Genomic DNA, 15,402 nt, shown 5'->3' with positions numbered 1-15,402 from the left:
ATGTATGACACCATCCGATCGGAGTGCGCCTTGAGCCAGCAGGACATCAAGATTTCGGCCCGCAACGTCCAGGTCTTCTACGGCGAGAAGCAGGCCATCAAGGACCTGAACGTCGAGATTCTGGACAAGACCGTCACCGCCTTCATCGGCCCGTCGGGCTGCGGCAAGTCGACCTTCCTGCGCTGCATCAACCGCATGAACGACACGATCGACAGCGCCCGGATCGAGGGCGAGATCACCATCGACGGCGAGAACATCTACGACCGCCGCATCGACCCGGTGCAGCTGCGCGCCAAGGTCGGGATGGTGTTCCAAAAGCCGAACCCCTTCCCCAAGTCGATCTATGACAACGTGGCCTATGGCCCGCGCATCCACGGCCTGGCCCGCAGCCGGGCCGAGCTGGACGAGATCGTGGAACGCAGCCTCCGCGGCGCGGCGCTGTGGAACGAGGTCAAGGACCGCCTGTCCGAGCCGGGCACCGGCCTGTCGGGCGGCCAGCAGCAGCGCCTGTGCATCGCGCGCGCGGTGGCCACCTCGCCCGAGGTGCTGCTGATGGACGAGCCGTGTTCCGCGCTGGACCCCATCGCCACCAGCCAGGTCGAGGAGCTGATCGAGCAGCTGCGCACGCAGTTCTCGGTCGTCATCGTGACCCACTCGATGCAGCAGGCCGCCCGCGTCAGCCAGAAGACCGCCTTCTTCCACCTGGGCAGCCTGGTCGAATACGGCGATACGGACGACATCTTCACCAAGCCGCGCGACAGCCGGACCGAGGCCTATATCTCGGGCCGGATCGGCTGATCGAAAGGATCTGACATGAACCGCGACAAGCATATCTCCTCGGCCTTCGACCGCGACCTGGAAACCATCCAGGCGATGGTTGTGAAGATGGGCGGCATGGTCGAGGCGGCCATCACCGACGCCGCCGCTGCGCTGGACACCCGCGACGAGGAGCTGGCCGACGAGGTCCGCCGCCGCGACAAGGCCATCGACGCGATGGAGATGCAGATCAACGAGGACGCCGCCCGCCTGATCGCGCTGCGCGCCCCCACCGCGACCGACCTGCGCATGGTGCTGGCCGTGATGAAGATCTCGGCCTCGCTGGAGCGGGTGGGCGATTACGCCAAGAACATGGCCAAGCGCACCGAGGTCCTGTCGCAGATGCCCGCCATCAACGGTTCGGGCATCGCGCTGCGCCGGATGAGCCAGGCGGTGAACAAGATGCTGCAGGACGCGCTGGACAGCTACATCCGCCGCGATGCCGACCTGGCCCATGACGTGCGCCAGCGCGACCTGGAGGTGGACCAGATGTACAACGCGCTGTTCCGCGAGTTTCTGACCCACATGATGGAGGACCCGCGCAACATCACCCCCTGCATGCACCTGCATTTCATCGCCAAGAACGTCGAGCGGATGGGCGATCACGCGACCTCCATCGCCGAGCAGGTGGTCTATCTGGTGACCGGCGACCTGCCCGACGACGCGCGTCCGAAAAGCAGCAGCGTCGTGGCCCCCGCGGCGGAGGCCTGACCCGTGTCGCGCCAGGCCCCCTGTGTTCTGGTCGTCGAGGATGAGGGCGCGCAGCGCGAGGTCCTGCACTACAACCTGGAGGCCGAGGGCTTCGACGTGGTGGTGGCCGACAATGGCGAGGACGCGCTGCTGCTGGTCGCCGAGGAGCAGCCCGACCTGATCGTGCTGGACTGGATGCTGCCCAAGGTGTCGGGAATCGAGGTCTGCCGCCAGGTCAAGGCCGACCCCGCCACCCGCGGCATCCCCATCATCATGCTGTCGGCGCGCAGCGAGGAGGTGGACCGCGTCCGCGGCCTGGAGACCGGGGCCGACGACTACGTGGTGAAGCCCTATTCCGTGGTCGAGCTCTTGGCCCGCCTGCGCACCCAGCTGCGCCGCACCCGCCCCGCGACCATGGGCGAGCGGCTGACCTTCGACGACATCATCCTGGACGCGGCCGAACACCGCGTCTTCCGCGCGGGCCAGCCGCTGCATCTGGGTCCGACCGAGTTCCGGCTGCTCTCCACGATGATGGAAAAGCCGGGCCGCGTCTGGACGCGCGAACAGCTGCTGGACCGGGTCTGGGGGCGCGACATCTATGTCGACACGCGCACCATCGACGTGCATGTGGGCCGGCTGCGCAAGGCGCTGATGAAGAACGGCGGCGACGATCCGCTGCGCACGGTGCGCGGCGTGGGCTACGCTCTGGGCTGACGCGCAGGCTTGCTTCCGCCCGCCGTTGGGCATAGTCGCGGCCCTGACCACGGTTGGGATGATCGACATGATCCGACGCGCCTTGCGATCACTGGGCCCCGCCATCCCGGCAGGCCGCCCCGCAGAGGCGCTGCGCGCGGGCGCGGGTGCGGGGGCGCTGATCGGTCTGCTTGCCGCGGGCGCGGTCGTCGTCGCGGCCTCGGCCGAGGTGCATCTGGGCCTGTTCCTGATCGCCCCCTTCGGCGCCAGCGCCGTCCTGATCTTCGCCGTGCCCAGCAGCCCGCTGGCGCAGCCCTGGTCGGCGGTGGTGGGCAACACCGCCTCGGCGGCGGTGGCGCTGGTCGTCTGCGCGCTGGTCGCCCACCCGATGCTGCGCATCCCCTGCGCGGTGGGCGCGTCCATCGCCACGATGATCGCGCTGCGCGCCCTGCACCCGCCCGGCGGCGCGGTGGCGATGACGGTCGCGCTGTCGCCCGACGTGGTCGCGCAGGGCGGCCTGTGGTTCCCGCTGTGCCCGGTCGCGCTCGGCACCGCGATCCTGGTGGCGGCGGGCATGATCTACGGGCGCGCGACCGGGCGGCGCTATCCGTTCCGCCAGTTCGACCAGCCCAATCCCCAAGGGACCGCCGACCCCCCGCCGGCCGAACGTCTCGGCCTGTCGGAGGAGGAGCTGGAGGGAATCCTCGCGCGCTATCGCCAGTCGCTGAACCTGGGCGTCGAGGACCTGGCCCGGCTGATCGCGGCGGCCGAGCTGACCGCAGCGGGGCATCGCACCGGCGACGGCCGGGTGTGGGACATCATGTCGCGCGACCTGGTCACGGTCGGCCCGCGGACCCCCCTGCACGCGGTGGCGCAGCTGTTCCTGCGCCACGGCTTCACCGCGCTGCCCGTCGTGGCGCCGGGCGGCGACTGGCTGGGCGTGATCTATCAGCGCCACCTGCTGGCCGGGGCGCGGTTCGGGCGAACCGGCCCGTGGCGGCCGGTGCCGCGTGCCGATGCGATCATGCAGCGCGACGTGCCGGTGACGTCCCCCGACACGCCCATCGCCGCGCTGCTGCCGCAGATGGCGGACGGGCGCTGCGACGCGGTCCCGGTCCTGGAGGAGGGGCGCATCACCGGCATCGTCACCCGGACCGACCTGATCGCCGCGCTGGCCCGGCTGAGCCTGGGCGGCGTCTGAGCCCCCGGCTGCTGCCGAAAAAGAACGCCCGTCCGTCCGCCGCGCCGACCGCCGGAACGCCGTCGCGACCGCCGGCGCCTGTCCCGTCCGCGCGTTTCGCGTGCCCCGCGTGCGGTGGAACGGCGGCCCTGACCGCCGGGCGGGGGCTGGGCGGAGCGCCCTTGTCCGGCGCGCGGGCGCGGCCTAGCTGGCGGGAACAGCAGGGAGGCGCGCCATGTCGATCGAAATTGCCGGACTGACCAAGCGGTTCGACCGGACCGATGTCCTGCGCGGCATCGATCTGTCGGTCGAACCCGGAGAGCTTCTGGCGCTGCTGGGCCCGTCCGGGTCGGGCAAGACCACGCTTCTGAAGATCATCGCCGGGCTGGAATGGCCCGATGCCGGGCAGTTGCGGGTCGAGGGGCAGGACTGGCTGGCGCTGGCCGCCCGCGACCGACGCATCGGCTTTGTCTTTCAGCATTACGCCCTGTTCCCCCACATGACGGTGCGCGACAATATCGGCTTCGGCCTGTCCGTCCTGCCGCGCGGTCAGCGCCCGACCCGCGCCCAGATCGCCGCCCGCGCGGACGAGCTGATGGCGTTTCTGCAGATCGACCACCTGGCCGATCGCTTTCCGGGGCAGCTGTCGGGCGGTCAGCGTCAGCGGGTGGCGCTTGGCCGCGCGCTGGCGATCAAGCCGCGGGTGCTGCTTCTGGACGAGCCCTTCGGTGCGCTGGACGCCGCGATCCGCCGCGACCTGCGCCGCTGGCTGCGCGGCGTGCACGAGGCGACCGGATCGACCACGATCTTCGTCACCCACGACCAGGAAGAGGCCTTCGAGCTGGCCGACCGCGTGGTGGTCATGGGCGAGGGCCGGATCGAGCAGATCGGCCATGCCGACGCCATCCACGATGCCCCGGCCACCCCCTTCGTCGCGCGCTTCATGGGGGCTACGGTCCAGCTGCCCGTCACCGTCACGGCGGGCCGCGCGCAGGGGCCGGGGCTGGATCTGTCCGCGCTGCCGCAGGTCGCATTGCGCGACGGCGCGGCGCAGCTGTTCGCGCGCCCGGCCGATCTGCGCGTCGCGCCGGACGGGGATGGGCCTTGGCGCGTCCAGACCCTGGCCAGCACCGGTGCCGAGCTTCGCCTGACCGTCGCCCATCCGGGCGGCGCCGAGGCCGAAATCCAGATGCCCCGCCGCGGCGCCCCGACGCTGAGCCGCGGCGCGCCCGTCACGCTGGCCGTCCAGGCCGCAACGATCTTTGCCGATGCCCCGATGCAGAAGGAAACCGCCTGATGAGACTGCCCCTGATCGCCACCGCCCTGGCCCTGACCCTGTCCGGCCCCGCCCTTGCGCAGGACAAGCTGCTGAACGTCAGCTATGACATCGCGCGCGAGCTGTTCGAGGCGCTGAACCCCGTCTTTGCCGAGAAGTGGCAGGCCGATACCGGGCGCAGCCTGACCATCGACATGTCGCATGGCGGATCGTCGCGCCAGGCCCGCGCCATCCTGGAGGGGCTGCCGGCCGATGTCGTGACCTTCAACCAAGAGACCGACGTGGACGTGCTGGCCGAGGGCGGCCTCTTGCCCGAGGACTGGCGCGACGCGCTGCCCAACGGGGCGTCGCCCTATTACTCGCTGCCCGCCTTCCTGGTGCGCGAGGGCAACCCCAAGGGGATCGAGGATTGGGACGACCTGGCCCGCGACGACGTGGCGCCCGTGTTCCCCAACCCCAAGACCAGCGGCAATGCGCGCTATACCTACCTGGCGGCCTATGCCTATGCGCTGGCGCAGAACGGCGGCGATCAGGCGGCGGCGCAGGAGTTCGTGCGCGCCGTCTTTGACAACGTGCCGGTCTTCGATACGGGCGGGCGCGCGGCCACCCAGACCTTCGCCGAACGCGGCATCGGCGACGTGCTGGTGACCTTCGAAGCCGAGACCGGCCAGATCGCCAAGCAGTACGAGGCGCAGGGATTCGAACGCGTGACGCCCTCAATGAGCCTCTTCGCGGCCTTCCCCGTGGCCGTGGTCGCCGAGAATGCCGAGGACAACGGCACGACCGATCTGGCCACCGCCTATCTGGACTGGCTCTACACCCCCGAGGCGCAGCGCATCCTGGCCCAGAACCACTACCGCGTCACGGATGAGACCGTCGCCGCGGAAGTCGCCGACACCCAGGCCCCGGTGGAACTGGTCACCGTGGACGACGTCTTTGGCGGATGGGACCGCGTGCGCGAGGAGCACCTGGCCGACGGCGCGATCCTGGACCAGGTCTTCGTGAACCGATGACCACGGCCACGGCCCCGATCCGCGCCAAGCGCGTCCTGCCCGGCTTTACGCTCAGCTTGGGCACGACGCTGCTGTACCTGGTGCTGATCGTCCTGATCCCCATCGCGGCGCTGATCCTGAAGGGCGCGCAAATCGGGCCCGCGGGTTTCTGGGCCATCGTCAGCAGCGACCGGGCGCTGGCCGCGTTCCGCGTCACGCTGACGGCGGCGGCCATCGCCACGGCCTTCAACGCGGTCTATGGCCTGCTGATGGCCTGGGTGCTGGTGCGCCACGACTTTCCGGGCAAGCGCATCCTGGACGCGCTGATGGATGTGCCCTTTGCGCTGCCCACCGCGGTGGCGGGTCTGTCGCTGACGGCGCTGTTCTCCGCCAACGGCTGGTTCGGGCAGGTGCTGCACCCCCTGGGCGTGCCGGTGGTCTACACGGTGCTGGGCATCGCGCTGGCCATGGCCTTCACCTCGATCCCCTTCGTGGTGCGCACGGTCCAGCCGGTGCTGGAGGATCTAGACCCCGCGCTGGAACAGGCGGCCGAGACCCTGGGCGCGACGCCGTGGCAATCCTTCGCCCGCGTGGTGTTCCCCGCCATCCTGCCCGCCTGGCTGGCCGGCTGCACGACCGCCTTCGCCCGGTCCCTGGGCGAATTCGGCGCCATCGTCTTCATCGCCGGAAACCTGCCCGGAGAGACCGAGATCGCGGCGCTCCTGGCCTTCATCCGGCTGGAGGAGTTCGACTACAACGGCGCGGCGGCCATCGCGCTGGTGCTGCTGGGCTTCGCGCTGGTGCTGCTGGTCCTGTCGAACATCCTGCAATCCTGGGCCGCCCGCCACCGCGAGGCCAGCCGATGACGCCCCGTCGCCCCGCCCGGTCGGGCCGCCTGCTGGTGGCCACGGCCGTGGTGCTGACGCTGCTGATCGTGGTGGCGCCGCTGGTCTTCATCTTCGCCCGCGCCTTCTCCGAAGGCTGGCGGGTCTATGCCCAGAACATCCTGCATCCCGACACGCTGCACTCCATCTGGCTGACCAGCCTGGTCGCGCTGATCGTGGTGCCGGTGAACATCGCCTTCGGCATCGCCGCCGCATGGGCTGTGGCCAAGCACCGCTTTCCGGGGCGCGGCATCCTGGTCACCATGATCGAGATCCCCTTCTCGATCTCTCCGATCATCGCGGGCATCTGCTATCTGCTGCTCTATGGCCGCCAGGGGCTGCTGGGGCCGTGGCTGCGCGAGGTCGACCTGCAGGTCATGTTCGCGCTGCCCGGCATCGTGCTGGTGACGCTGTTCGTGACCGCACCCTTTGTCGCGCGCGAGGTGCTGCCCCTGATGCAGGCGCAGGGGACCGATCAGGAACAGGCTGCGGTGACGCTTGGCGCGTCGGGCTGGCAGGTGTTCCGCCGCGTGACCCTGCCCAACATCAAATGGGCGCTGCTCTATGGTGCGGTGCTGTGCACGGCGCGCGCGGTGGGCGAGTTCGGGGGCGTCTCCGTGGTGTCGGGCAACATCCGCGGCCAGACCAACACGCTGCCTTTGCACATTGAGCTGCTGTTCAACGACCTGAACGCGGTGGGCGCCTTTGCGGCGGCGTCCACGCTGACGCTGCTGGCGCTGGTCGCGCTGGTCCTCAAGGCGGTGCTGGAGGGGCGGCGCGGCTGAGCGGCTTGTCCGCCGGGCGGGGCATTCCTAGGTAGAGGGCCACAACACCGGAGCACGCCATGAGCCACGACAGCCTCGAACTGCGATCCACCATCACCGCCGACGCGCAGCTGCGCCTGGAGCTGGTGCCCGTCACGCTGCCCGATCCGGGTCCGGGCCAGCTGCTGGTGCGCATCGAGGCGACGCCGGTCAACCCGTCGGATCTGGGCCTGCTGTTCGGACCGGCCGACCTGTCGGCGCTGGAGCAGGGCGGCACCGCCGAGGCACCGGTCCTGACCGCCCCCGTCCCGCAGGGTGCCATGGCCGCGATGCGCGCCCGGATCGATCAGTCCATGCCCGTGGGCAACGAGGGCGCGGGCACCGTCATCGCCGCGGGTCCCGACCAGACCGACCTGATCGGCCGCCGCGTCGCGATGATGGGCGGGGCCATGTATGCCACGCACCGCCTGATCGACGCGCGCGAGGCCCTGCCCCTGCCCGAAGGCGCGGAGGCCGAGGCGGGGGCGGCGCTGTTCGTGAACCCGCTGACCGCACTCGGCTTCGTGGAGACGATGCGCGCGCAGGGCCATACCGCGATGGTCCATGCCCCGGCCGCGTCGAACCTGGGCCAGATGCTGGTGCGGATCTGCCGCGACGACGGTATCGGGCTGGTCAACATCGTGCGCAGCGCCGAACAGGCCGCGATGCTGCGCGATCTGGGCGCGACCCATGTCGTCGACAGCAGCACCGACAGCTTCCGCGCCGATCTGGAGCAGGCCATCGCCGAGACGGGCGCCACGCTGTCCTTCGACGCGATCGGCGGCGGAGAGACGACCAGCATCATCCTGAACGCGATGGAGGCCGTGGCCGCCCGGTCCATGGACCGCTATGACCGCTACGGGTCGGGTACGTTCAAGCAGGGCTACATCTATGGCGCGCTGGATACCGGACCGTCGGTGCTGCGCCGGGGCTTCGGCTTCAGCTGGCAGATCGGCGGCTGGCTGCTGTTCCAGCAGCTGCAACGGCTGAACCCGGCGGTGGTCGAGGCGATGCGCGCCCGGGTGGCGCGCGAGATGACCACGACCTTTGCCAGCGCCTATACCGCGCGCGTATCCTTGGCCGAGGCGCTGAGCCCCGACACCGCCCGCGCGATGAACCGCAAGGCCACGGGCGCGAAATACCTGATCCGGCCCTGAGGGCCGTATCATCCGCAGGTGGTCAGGATCGCGACCGGGAACAGCGTGAACAGCGTCGAGACCAGTCCGATCCAGGCCGTCAGCGCGATGATGCGCCGCTCGCGTCCCCGGCCCTTGGGCAGCGCGCGGACCAGAACCCCGTGCAGCAACAGCCCGGCCAGCCAGACCAGCAGCATCGCGCCCCGGTGCAGGTCCGGCCCGCCGGGCAGCATCGGCCTGCCCGTCCACCCCAGGGCGCAGCCAGTCCCGTGCAGCGCATAGATCAGCGCGAAAAGCGCCGCCCACAGCACGGGTCCCGCCAGGGCGCGCGTGGCCCAGCCCATCACAGCACCTCCTGCGCGGCGACGACCGCGACCGACAGGGCCGATGTCGCCAGCCAGAACCCCTGGAACGCCGCCCAGGCCGGGGCCGCACCCCGACGGTCGCCGCCCATGCGGCCGGTCTGCGCGTCCCGTAGGGTGCGCAGCGCCAGCATGGTGCAGACCAGCCCATGCGCCCCCGCAAAGCCCAGGGCCACCGCCCGGAGCGCGTCGCGCGCATGGGCGCGCGGATCGTCCAGTCCCCAGGCCAGCGCCGCCAGCGCCAGAAGCGCCGCGCCGCACCCGGCCAGCCCCAGACCGGCCCAGGTGACGGCGGCCCGGGTGCCGCGCGCGGCCTCGGTCCGCCCGGTGGCGATGCGGCCCGCGGCCATCCCCGCCAGCGCCACAAGCGACGCGGCCAGCATCGGGCCTGCCTCCAGCCCGCTGACCGGGGCGGGCCAGCCCGGTGCCACCACGGTCAGAAAGCCCAGTCCGAACAGCAGCGACGCGTAGAGCGTCCCGTCCGCCACCAGCAGCGCCAGAACCCCGGTCCGCGCCAGCGTGTCGCGGCGCTGATAGTGCAGCGGCAGCGTCAGGCCCGGTGCGACCTGGGCCGGGGCATGGTCGCGGTCGGTCCCCATGATCGCGCCCCACCGCCAAGCGGCCAGCATGGTCAGCCCGATCCCCACCGGCGCCAGCCAGTAGAGCCCCGCCAGCATCGCCGCGAAGAAGCTGCCGATCGCGGCGGCGGTCCACAGCGGCAGCCGCGTGCTGGTCGCCAGAACCGCGACATGGTCGGGCCGCCCGCTGGCCGGATCGATGACCAGCGTCTCGCGCAGGCCGCGCGGGGCGCCGGGCAGCAGCCCCTCGCCCCGCGCCAGGGGCAGGAGCGCGGTGGCGTCCGACAGATGCGGTCCGGGCAGCGAGGCGAAGTTGTAGGAGGGCGCGGGCAGCGGCATGGCCCAGTCCAGCGTCGGCGCGTGCCACGGGTTGCGGCGGCTGCGCCGGCCGAACAGCGCCTGCATGGCCACGTCGAAGGCGAAGAGCGCGAACCCCGCCGCCTGGATCATCCCGAAGATCGAGGAGATCAGGTTCAGCCATTCCCATTCGGGATTGCCCGGATAGGTCGCGATGCGGCGCGGCATGCCCAGAAGCCCGGTCAGGTGCATCAGGAAGAAGGTGCCGTGAAAGCCGATCAGGATCAGCCAGAACGCGGCCTCTCCCAGGCCCCGCACCCGCCAGCGCCCGCAGATCAGTGGCATCCAGTAGCTGACCGCGGCCAGCATCGGAAAGACGAAGCCGCCCACCAGGACGTAATGCAGATGCGCGGTGACGAAGGCCGTGTCATGCGCCTGCCAGTTGAAGGGCACCATGGCCAGCATCACGCCGGTCAGCCCGCCCATGACGAAGGTGACGAAGAAGCCCATCACGTACATCATCGGCAGGCGGAAGCTGACCTTGCCGTCCCACAGCGTGCCGATCCAGGCAAAGACCTGCACCGCCGTGGGCACCGCCACCAGCGCCGATGCCGCGCTGAAGAAGGCCAGCGCCATATGCGGGATGCCCACGGTGAACATGTGATGCACCCAGAGCCCGAAGGACAGGAACACCAGCCCCGCGATGGCCGCCACGATCGCGCCATAGCCCAGGATGGTGGTGCGCGCCATGATCGGGATGATCGTGGACAGCGCCCCCGCGGCGGGCAGGAAGATGATGTAGACCTCCGGGTGGCCGAACAGCCAGAAGAGGTGCTGCCACAAGAGCGGATCGCCGCCCCGCGCGATGTCGAAGAAGGGCCAGTCGAAGGCGCGCTGCAGCTCCAGCAGGATCGACCCCAGGATCAGCGGCGGAAAGCCCACCAGCATCATCGCCGCCGTGCCCAGCAGGTACCAGCCCATCAGCGGCATCCGGGTCAGCGGCATATGCGCGGCGCGGCAGCGCAGGATGGTCACGGTGATCTCGACCGCCGCGGCCATGGCGCTGATCTCGACGAAGGTGACGCCCAGCAGCCAGACATCGGCGTTGATGCCGGGCGAATGGGTGCGGTCGGACAGCGGCGTGTACATGAACCAGCCGTCATGCGGGGCGACCCCCGCGACCAGCGACAGCACGATCACCGTGCCGCCGAACAGATAGCACCAGTAGCCAAGCGCCGAGAGCCGCGGAAAGGCCATGTCCCGCGCGCCCAGGATCTTGGGCAGAAGCCACAGCGCCAGTCCCTCCAGCATGGGGATGGCAAAGAGGAACATCATGATGCTGCCATGCATCGTGAAGATCTGGTTGTAGAGTTCCACGTCCAGGAAGGCGCCGTCGCGGGTGGCCAGCTGCGCGCGGATCAGCATGGCCAGCACGCCGCCGATGGCGAAGAAGACGAAGGACGTCGCCATGAAGCGCAGCCCGATCGTGCCGTGATTGACCGAGGACAGGAAGCCCCGCCAGCCCGGCTCGTCCGCCCAGGCCCGGTCCAGTTCCCGGTGCAGGGCCAGGGCGCGCTGCGCGGGGTTCGGGGCGATGTCGTGATCGGTGAACATCGGGTCCAGGGGGGCGATGGCGTGGTCTGGACGCGGGGTCATGGGCGCGGCTCCGCGATCTGATGGTCGGACATGTCGGGGACGGGACCCGCGGGGTCGTAGGCCACGACGGTGAAGCGCATCGCGCTGTGGCCCAGCCCGCAGAATTCGGCGCAGAGCCCCTCGAAGGTGCCGGGGCGGTCGGCGCGCAGGCGGTGGATGTTGGTGTGGCCGGGGATCGCGTCCATCTTGCCGCCCAGCTGCGGGACCCAGAAGCTGTGGATCACGTCCTCGGCCTCCAGGACCACGTCGAAGTCGCGGCCCGCCGGGACATAGAGCGTGTCGCGCGTCGCGACCGGCCGGCCGTCGGGACCGGGCTGCACGAAGCGCCAGCCCCATTGCGCCGCGCGCGCCTCGATGCGCAGCGCGCCGTCGGGCCGGGCCAGCATCCGTTCCCCCAGCCACAGCGACAGGCCCAGAAGCACCGTCAGCACCGCCATGGAGAACCCCAGGCCCCAGCCCCAGATCCAGACCCGTTCGGACCGCCGCGCGCCGTTGTTGCGCACCGCCGCGACCAGTAGCGTCAGGACCAGCGCGGTGATCGCCGCCGATCCGGCCAGCATTGTCCACCACAGGGTCGCGATGTCGCGGGCGGCGGGTCCGGCGGGGGCCAGCGTGCTCAGCGCGCGGTCGCATCCGCCCAGCAGGGGAACCGTCAACGCCGCCCAAACCTTGTGCCTTGGCCCCATGCCCCGCAACCCCCTGACCAAGCGAGAGATAACATGCGCCAGAAACGCAGCTGGAAACAGCGCCGCCGCCTGTCCGACCCGATCGAGGAGCATGTCGCCTTCAACGACACCGAGACCAAGATCGCCCTGTCCGGCCATCCGCTGCATGCGATGATGGTGGCCTTTCCCATCGCGCTGGCCTTCTCCACCCTGGGGGCGGATGCGATGTACTGGCTGACCGCGGACGCGTTCTGGCCGCGGGTCGCGCTGTGGGCCACGGGGGCGGCCTTCGGTCTGGGCGTGCTGGCCGGCATCGCGGGCACGATCGAGCTGCTGATGGTGCCCGGCATCCGCATCCGCGCCTCCAGCTGGACGCATTTCATCCTGGCGGTGATGCTGCTGTCGCTTCTGGGGCTGAACTGGGGCTATCGGCTGCCCGAGCCGCAGGGGGCGGTGCTGCCCTGGGGCATCCTGCTGTCGGCGCTGACCGCGCTGATGACCGGGATCACTGGCTGGCACGGCGGCAAGCTGGTCTTCGACTATCAGATCGGGACCAAGCGCGATCATGGCCGGGCCTCCGCGCCATAGGGTTCCAGAAGGAAGCCGGGCAGCCAGTCCTCGGTCCAGGCCAGGTCCGGCTTGGCCAGGACCAGCCACAGCACCCCGGCCATCAGCGGCAGGCCCAGCCACAGACCCCAGAGCGCCGAGGGCATGCGGTGCAGGCCCCGGTTCTCTCCGGACGACAGGACCAGATGGCCGATCCAGGCATGGACCAGCGTCATCCCCGCGACCAAAGCCAGCTTGGCCACGAACCACAGGTCGAACACCTGCCCCGCAAAGATCAGCGCCGTACCTGCCGCGATGGCGATGACCGCCGCGGGGGTCGCGAAGCCGATATAGCCGTAATGCGTGATCAGCCGGAATTCGGCATAGCGCGCCTCGGTCTGGCCGCTGCCGGAATGGCGCCGCCAGATCGCGCCATAGACATGCAGCAGCACCGGCAGCGCGACCAGCGCCGCGCACCAGCACAGCATCGCCGCCAGATGCAGGTATTTCAGCGCGGCCACCATCATCGTGCGACCTCGGCCCGCCAGGCCCGGCCCAGGATCAGCGCCGCGATGGCCGCCATGGGGACAAAGCCCGGCACCCACATGATCAGCCCCGCCAGCTGCTGGTCCGCCAGCGGCGGCAGGCCCCAAGGCAGCGTCGTGCCCAGATGCGGGACATAAAGGATCGCGGGCGCGAAGGTCAGAGCCGCACCCAGAAGCCCCATCACCCCGGCCAGGCCGCCGATCAGCCCGGCGCGGCGCAGCGCCTCGGGCGCGGTGGGGCGGGGGGCCAGAACGGCCGACCAGAACGCCCAGGCCGGCAGCAGCATCGCCGCCTGCATCAGCCAGTAGAGCCCGTCCGACGCCCAGATCGCGGCATAGAGATCGGGCAGGTGCCACGCGATCATCGCGCCTGTCAGCGCCGCGAGCGACAGGCCGGCCGGCACCCGCGCCATCGCGGGCCAGGCCACCGCCAGCGCCGGGGCGGCCACCGCGATCAGTAGCAGGTGATGCACCGTCCGCGCCGAGAACAGCGCCACCGTCAGCGCGCAGAGCGGCGAGACGAAGGCCACTGCCAGCGCCGCCACCGCCAGCATGCCCGCCCCCCTCTGATCGCGCCGCATCAGCCACAGGGCCAGCAGGGCCAGTCCGATCAGGACGGCAGGGTCCAGGTTCCAGCTGCGCCACAGCTGGTCGGGCACCGGGGCGGGGCCGCAATAGGGCATGGGCGTCATCCTGTCAGGCGGGTGCGGGGGGCGGGCAAAGTCCTTTCCCAACAACGCCCTGCGCATCGGGTTCCCTGCCCGGGGCGGAACAATGCGCCCGGCGTTGCGTTGCCGCCGCATGGACCGACCCCAGACCGACCGCCCCGCCACCCATCCCGCCCGCCATGTCGATGCGGCGGACGCGCCTTGGGCCGTGCGTGCGCAGGCGGCGGGCTGGGTCGCGCTGGCCCTCGCCGCGCTGCTCTTGCCCTTCGCGGTGATCCTGGCCGGGGACCCGCCGCGGGGCGATCCGCTGACGCGCAACCTGGCCTTTACCCTGGGCTTCGGCGCGCTGGCGCTGATCGCGATGCAGTTCGCGCTGACCGGACGGCTGAAGCCGCTGACCCGGCCCTTCGGCGCGGACATCCTGCCGGTCTTTCACCGCTTCCTCAGCTGGGGGGCGGTGGCGCTGATGCTGGGGCATTTCGGGATGCTCTATGTCTGGCATCAGGACGACATGGGGGTGCTGAACCCGCTGCAGGCGCCGCTGCACATGACGGCGGGGCGGGTGGCGCTGTTGTGCTTCCTGACGCTGATCGCCAGTTCCGAGCTGCGCAAGCGGGTCGGGCTGGACTATCTGTGGTGGCGTCGGCTGCATCTGGGGCTGGCGCTGACCGGCTTCGCGGCGGCGATCTGGCATGTGCTGGGAGCGGGTCATCTGACTGCGGAACCCGTGACCCGGGCGCTCTGGCTGGGCGCGACGCTGGCCTGGGCCGGGCTGATCCTGCACACCCGCGTGCTGCGCCCGATCCATCAGGCCCGCAACCCCTGGCGCGTGGTCGAGAACCGCGACGAGGGCGACGGCATCCGCAGCCTGGTCCTGGAGCCGCAGGGGCGGCCGCTGCGCGACTGGCTGCCGGGGCAGTTCGCTTGGCTGTCGGTGGGGCAGGGGCCGTTCTCGCTGCGCGAGCATCCCTTCACCATCTCGACCGCGCCGGACAAGGGTCCCGAGATCCGCTTCTCCATCAAGCCCCTGGGTGATGACAGCGCGCGTCTGGCGCGCACGCCGGTCGGCACGACGGCCTGGATCGACGGCCCCTATGGCGTCTTCAGCATCGACCGCGAGGCCGATGCGCCGGGCTTCGTGATGATCGCGGGCGGGGTCGGCATCACGCCGATCCTGGCCAACCTGCACGCGATGCAGGAGCGCCGCGATCCGCGCCCGGTCCACCTGATCTACGCCAATGACAGCTGGGAGGAGATCGCCTTCCGCCGCGATCTGGAGCGGATCGCCCGCGACATCGACCTGACCGTGACCCATGTGATCGAAAACCCGCCGGAGGGCTGGGACCCCGCGCCACATCGCGGCGTCCGTGGCCGCGTCGATGCCGATCTGTTGGCGCGGCACCTGCCGCAGGACAGCCGCGACTGGCCGCACATGATGTGCGGGCCGGCCCCCATGCTGGCCGCCGCGCGCAAGGCGCTGCGGGGGATGGGGGTGCCGCTGTCCGCGATCCACAGCGAAATCTTCGAGATGGTGTGAGCGATGCGACCGCGCCTTGCCCTGATCCTGGCCCTGACGCTGATCGCCGTGACGCTGGCGGCGGCCGTGACCACCGCG

At 70.7% G+C, this 15,402-nt stretch carries 16 protein-coding genes; 11 read left to right on the top strand and 5 right to left on the bottom strand.

From position 1 onward, the window contains the following. From pstB to AC2SGK_RS07085, 9 genes are all read left to right on the top strand, one after another. Positions 1-798 carry a phosphate ABC transporter ATP-binding protein PstB gene (pstB, locus tag AC2SGK_RS07125; protein WP_488322896.1) on the top strand — a complete coding sequence of 266 codons (798 nt, stop codon included), beginning with the start codon at positions 1-3 and terminating at the stop codon, positions 796-798. Positions 799-813: 15 nt separating this feature from the next. Then, the gene (phoU, locus tag AC2SGK_RS07120) at positions 814-1,527 is read left to right on the top strand and encodes a phosphate signaling complex protein PhoU (RefSeq protein WP_488322895.1); all 714 of its coding nucleotides are present in this window, start codon (positions 814-816) and stop codon (positions 1,525-1,527) included. A gap of 3 nt (positions 1,528-1,530) precedes the next feature. Next, positions 1,531-2,220 (top strand): phosphate regulon transcriptional regulator PhoB, encoded by a 690-nt coding sequence (gene phoB / locus AC2SGK_RS07115; protein WP_488322894.1) that lies wholly within the window; start codon positions 1,531-1,533, stop codon positions 2,218-2,220. Positions 2,221-2,287: 67 nt separating this feature from the next. After that, positions 2,288-3,400 carry an HPP family protein gene (locus AC2SGK_RS07110; RefSeq protein WP_488322893.1) on the top strand — a complete coding sequence of 371 codons (1,113 nt, stop codon included), beginning with the start codon at positions 2,288-2,290 and terminating at the stop codon, positions 3,398-3,400. A gap of 214 nt (positions 3,401-3,614) precedes the next feature. Continuing rightward, positions 3,615-4,676, top strand: coding sequence for a sulfate/molybdate ABC transporter ATP-binding protein (locus AC2SGK_RS07105; RefSeq protein ID WP_488322892.1), 1,062 nt, complete (start codon positions 3,615-3,617; stop codon positions 4,674-4,676). Then, positions 4,676-5,668 carry a sulfate ABC transporter substrate-binding protein gene (locus AC2SGK_RS07100; protein ID WP_488322891.1) on the top strand — a complete coding sequence of 331 codons (993 nt, stop codon included), beginning with the start codon at positions 4,676-4,678 and terminating at the stop codon, positions 5,666-5,668. The genes AC2SGK_RS07105 and AC2SGK_RS07100 overlap by 1 nt, the downstream gene beginning before the upstream one ends. Continuing rightward, the gene (gene cysT, locus AC2SGK_RS07095) at positions 5,665-6,513 is read left to right on the top strand and encodes a sulfate ABC transporter permease subunit CysT (protein ID WP_488322890.1); all 849 of its coding nucleotides are present in this window, start codon (positions 5,665-5,667) and stop codon (positions 6,511-6,513) included. The genes AC2SGK_RS07100 and cysT overlap by 4 nt, the downstream gene beginning before the upstream one ends. Next, on the top strand, positions 6,510-7,316 hold the full coding sequence (gene cysW, locus AC2SGK_RS07090; protein WP_488322889.1) for a sulfate ABC transporter permease subunit CysW: 807 nt from the start codon (positions 6,510-6,512) through the stop codon (positions 7,314-7,316). The genes cysT and cysW overlap by 4 nt, the downstream gene beginning before the upstream one ends. Positions 7,317-7,375: 59 nt before the next feature. Next, positions 7,376-8,491, top strand: a complete 1,116-nt coding sequence (locus AC2SGK_RS07085) for a zinc-binding dehydrogenase (protein WP_488322888.1) — start codon at positions 7,376-7,378, stop codon at positions 8,489-8,491. A gap of 8 nt (positions 8,492-8,499) precedes the next feature. On the opposite strand, the gene AC2SGK_RS07080 is transcribed toward AC2SGK_RS07085, so the two are convergent. The 3 genes from AC2SGK_RS07080 to AC2SGK_RS07070 are packed head-to-tail and all read right to left on the bottom strand — an operon-like array spanning position 8,500 to position 12,019. Continuing rightward, positions 8,500-8,814, bottom strand: a complete 315-nt coding sequence (locus AC2SGK_RS07080; protein ID WP_488322887.1) for a hypothetical protein — start codon at positions 8,812-8,814, stop codon at positions 8,500-8,502. Beyond that, positions 8,814-11,363, bottom strand: coding sequence for a cytochrome c oxidase subunit I (gene ctaD, locus AC2SGK_RS07075; RefSeq protein ID WP_488322886.1), 2,550 nt, complete (start codon positions 11,361-11,363; stop codon positions 8,814-8,816). The genes AC2SGK_RS07080 and ctaD overlap by 1 nt, the downstream gene beginning before the upstream one ends. Next, positions 11,360-12,019, bottom strand: a complete 660-nt coding sequence (locus AC2SGK_RS07070) for a cytochrome c oxidase subunit II (RefSeq protein ID WP_488322885.1) — start codon at positions 12,017-12,019, stop codon at positions 11,360-11,362. The genes ctaD and AC2SGK_RS07070 overlap by 4 nt, the downstream gene beginning before the upstream one ends. A 63-nt stretch (positions 12,020-12,082) precedes the next feature. On the opposite strand from AC2SGK_RS07070, the gene AC2SGK_RS07065 reads away from it, so the two are divergent. Next, positions 12,083-12,616 (top strand): DUF2231 domain-containing protein, encoded by a 534-nt coding sequence (locus AC2SGK_RS07065; RefSeq protein ID WP_488322884.1) that lies wholly within the window; start codon positions 12,083-12,085, stop codon positions 12,614-12,616. On the opposite strand, the gene AC2SGK_RS07060 is transcribed toward AC2SGK_RS07065, so the two are convergent. Together AC2SGK_RS07060 and AC2SGK_RS07055 are read right to left on the bottom strand one after the other, a co-directional pair. Continuing rightward, positions 12,592-13,101 (bottom strand): CopD family protein, encoded by a 510-nt coding sequence (locus AC2SGK_RS07060; RefSeq protein WP_488322883.1) that lies wholly within the window; start codon positions 13,099-13,101, stop codon positions 12,592-12,594. The two genes, AC2SGK_RS07065 and AC2SGK_RS07060, sit on opposite strands and share 25 nt — an antisense overlap. Beyond that, a complete protein-coding gene (locus tag AC2SGK_RS07055) occupies positions 13,098-13,811 on the bottom strand; it encodes a cytochrome c oxidase assembly protein (RefSeq protein ID WP_488322882.1) in 714 nt (237 codons plus the stop codon). Before AC2SGK_RS07055 ends, AC2SGK_RS07060 begins: the two co-directional genes overlap by 4 nt. A 109-nt stretch (positions 13,812-13,920) precedes the next feature. On the opposite strand from AC2SGK_RS07055, the gene AC2SGK_RS07050 reads away from it, so the two are divergent. Next, positions 13,921-15,324 (top strand): ferredoxin reductase family protein, encoded by a 1,404-nt coding sequence (locus tag AC2SGK_RS07050; RefSeq protein ID WP_488322881.1) that lies wholly within the window; start codon positions 13,921-13,923, stop codon positions 15,322-15,324. The last annotated feature ends 78 nt before the right edge of the window (positions 15,325-15,402 follow it).

The sequence above is a fragment of the Paracoccus sp. NIOT.M2S5SZ12 genome, assembly GCF_057748165.1.
This window is presented reverse-complemented; position numbering and strand designations above follow the sequence as displayed.

Excerpts from the sequence above, each read along its gene's own strand:
- pstB (WP_488322896.1), top strand. The coding sequence starts at position 1 with ATGTATGACACCATCCGATCGGAGTGCGCCTTGAGCCAGCAGGACATC.
- phoU (WP_488322895.1), top strand. The coding sequence starts at position 814 with ATGAACCGCGACAAGCATATCTCCTCGGCCTTCGACCGCGACCTGGAA.
- AC2SGK_RS07110 (WP_488322893.1), top strand. The coding sequence starts at position 2,288 with ATGATCCGACGCGCCTTGCGATCACTGGGCCCCGCCATCCCGGCAGGC.
- AC2SGK_RS07105 (WP_488322892.1), top strand. The coding sequence starts at position 3,615 with ATGTCGATCGAAATTGCCGGACTGACCAAGCGGTTCGACCGGACCGAT.
- AC2SGK_RS07100 (WP_488322891.1), top strand. The coding sequence starts at position 4,676 with ATGAGACTGCCCCTGATCGCCACCGCCCTGGCCCTGACCCTGTCCGGC.
- cysT (WP_488322890.1), top strand. The coding sequence starts at position 5,665 with ATGACCACGGCCACGGCCCCGATCCGCGCCAAGCGCGTCCTGCCCGGC.
- cysW (WP_488322889.1), top strand. The coding sequence starts at position 6,510 with ATGACGCCCCGTCGCCCCGCCCGGTCGGGCCGCCTGCTGGTGGCCACG.
- AC2SGK_RS07085 (WP_488322888.1), top strand. The coding sequence starts at position 7,376 with ATGAGCCACGACAGCCTCGAACTGCGATCCACCATCACCGCCGACGCG.
- AC2SGK_RS07080 (WP_488322887.1), bottom strand. The coding sequence starts at position 8,814 with ATGGGCTGGGCCACGCGCGCCCTGGCGGGACCCGTGCTGTGGGCGGCG.
- ctaD (WP_488322886.1), bottom strand. The coding sequence starts at position 11,363 with ATGACCCCGCGTCCAGACCACGCCATCGCCCCCCTGGACCCGATGTTC.
- AC2SGK_RS07065 (WP_488322884.1), top strand. The coding sequence starts at position 12,083 with ATGCGCCAGAAACGCAGCTGGAAACAGCGCCGCCGCCTGTCCGACCCG.
- AC2SGK_RS07060 (WP_488322883.1), bottom strand. The coding sequence starts at position 13,101 with ATGATGGTGGCCGCGCTGAAATACCTGCATCTGGCGGCGATGCTGTGC.
- AC2SGK_RS07055 (WP_488322882.1), bottom strand. The coding sequence starts at position 13,811 with ATGACGCCCATGCCCTATTGCGGCCCCGCCCCGGTGCCCGACCAGCTG.
- AC2SGK_RS07050 (WP_488322881.1), top strand. The coding sequence starts at position 13,921 with ATGGACCGACCCCAGACCGACCGCCCCGCCACCCATCCCGCCCGCCAT.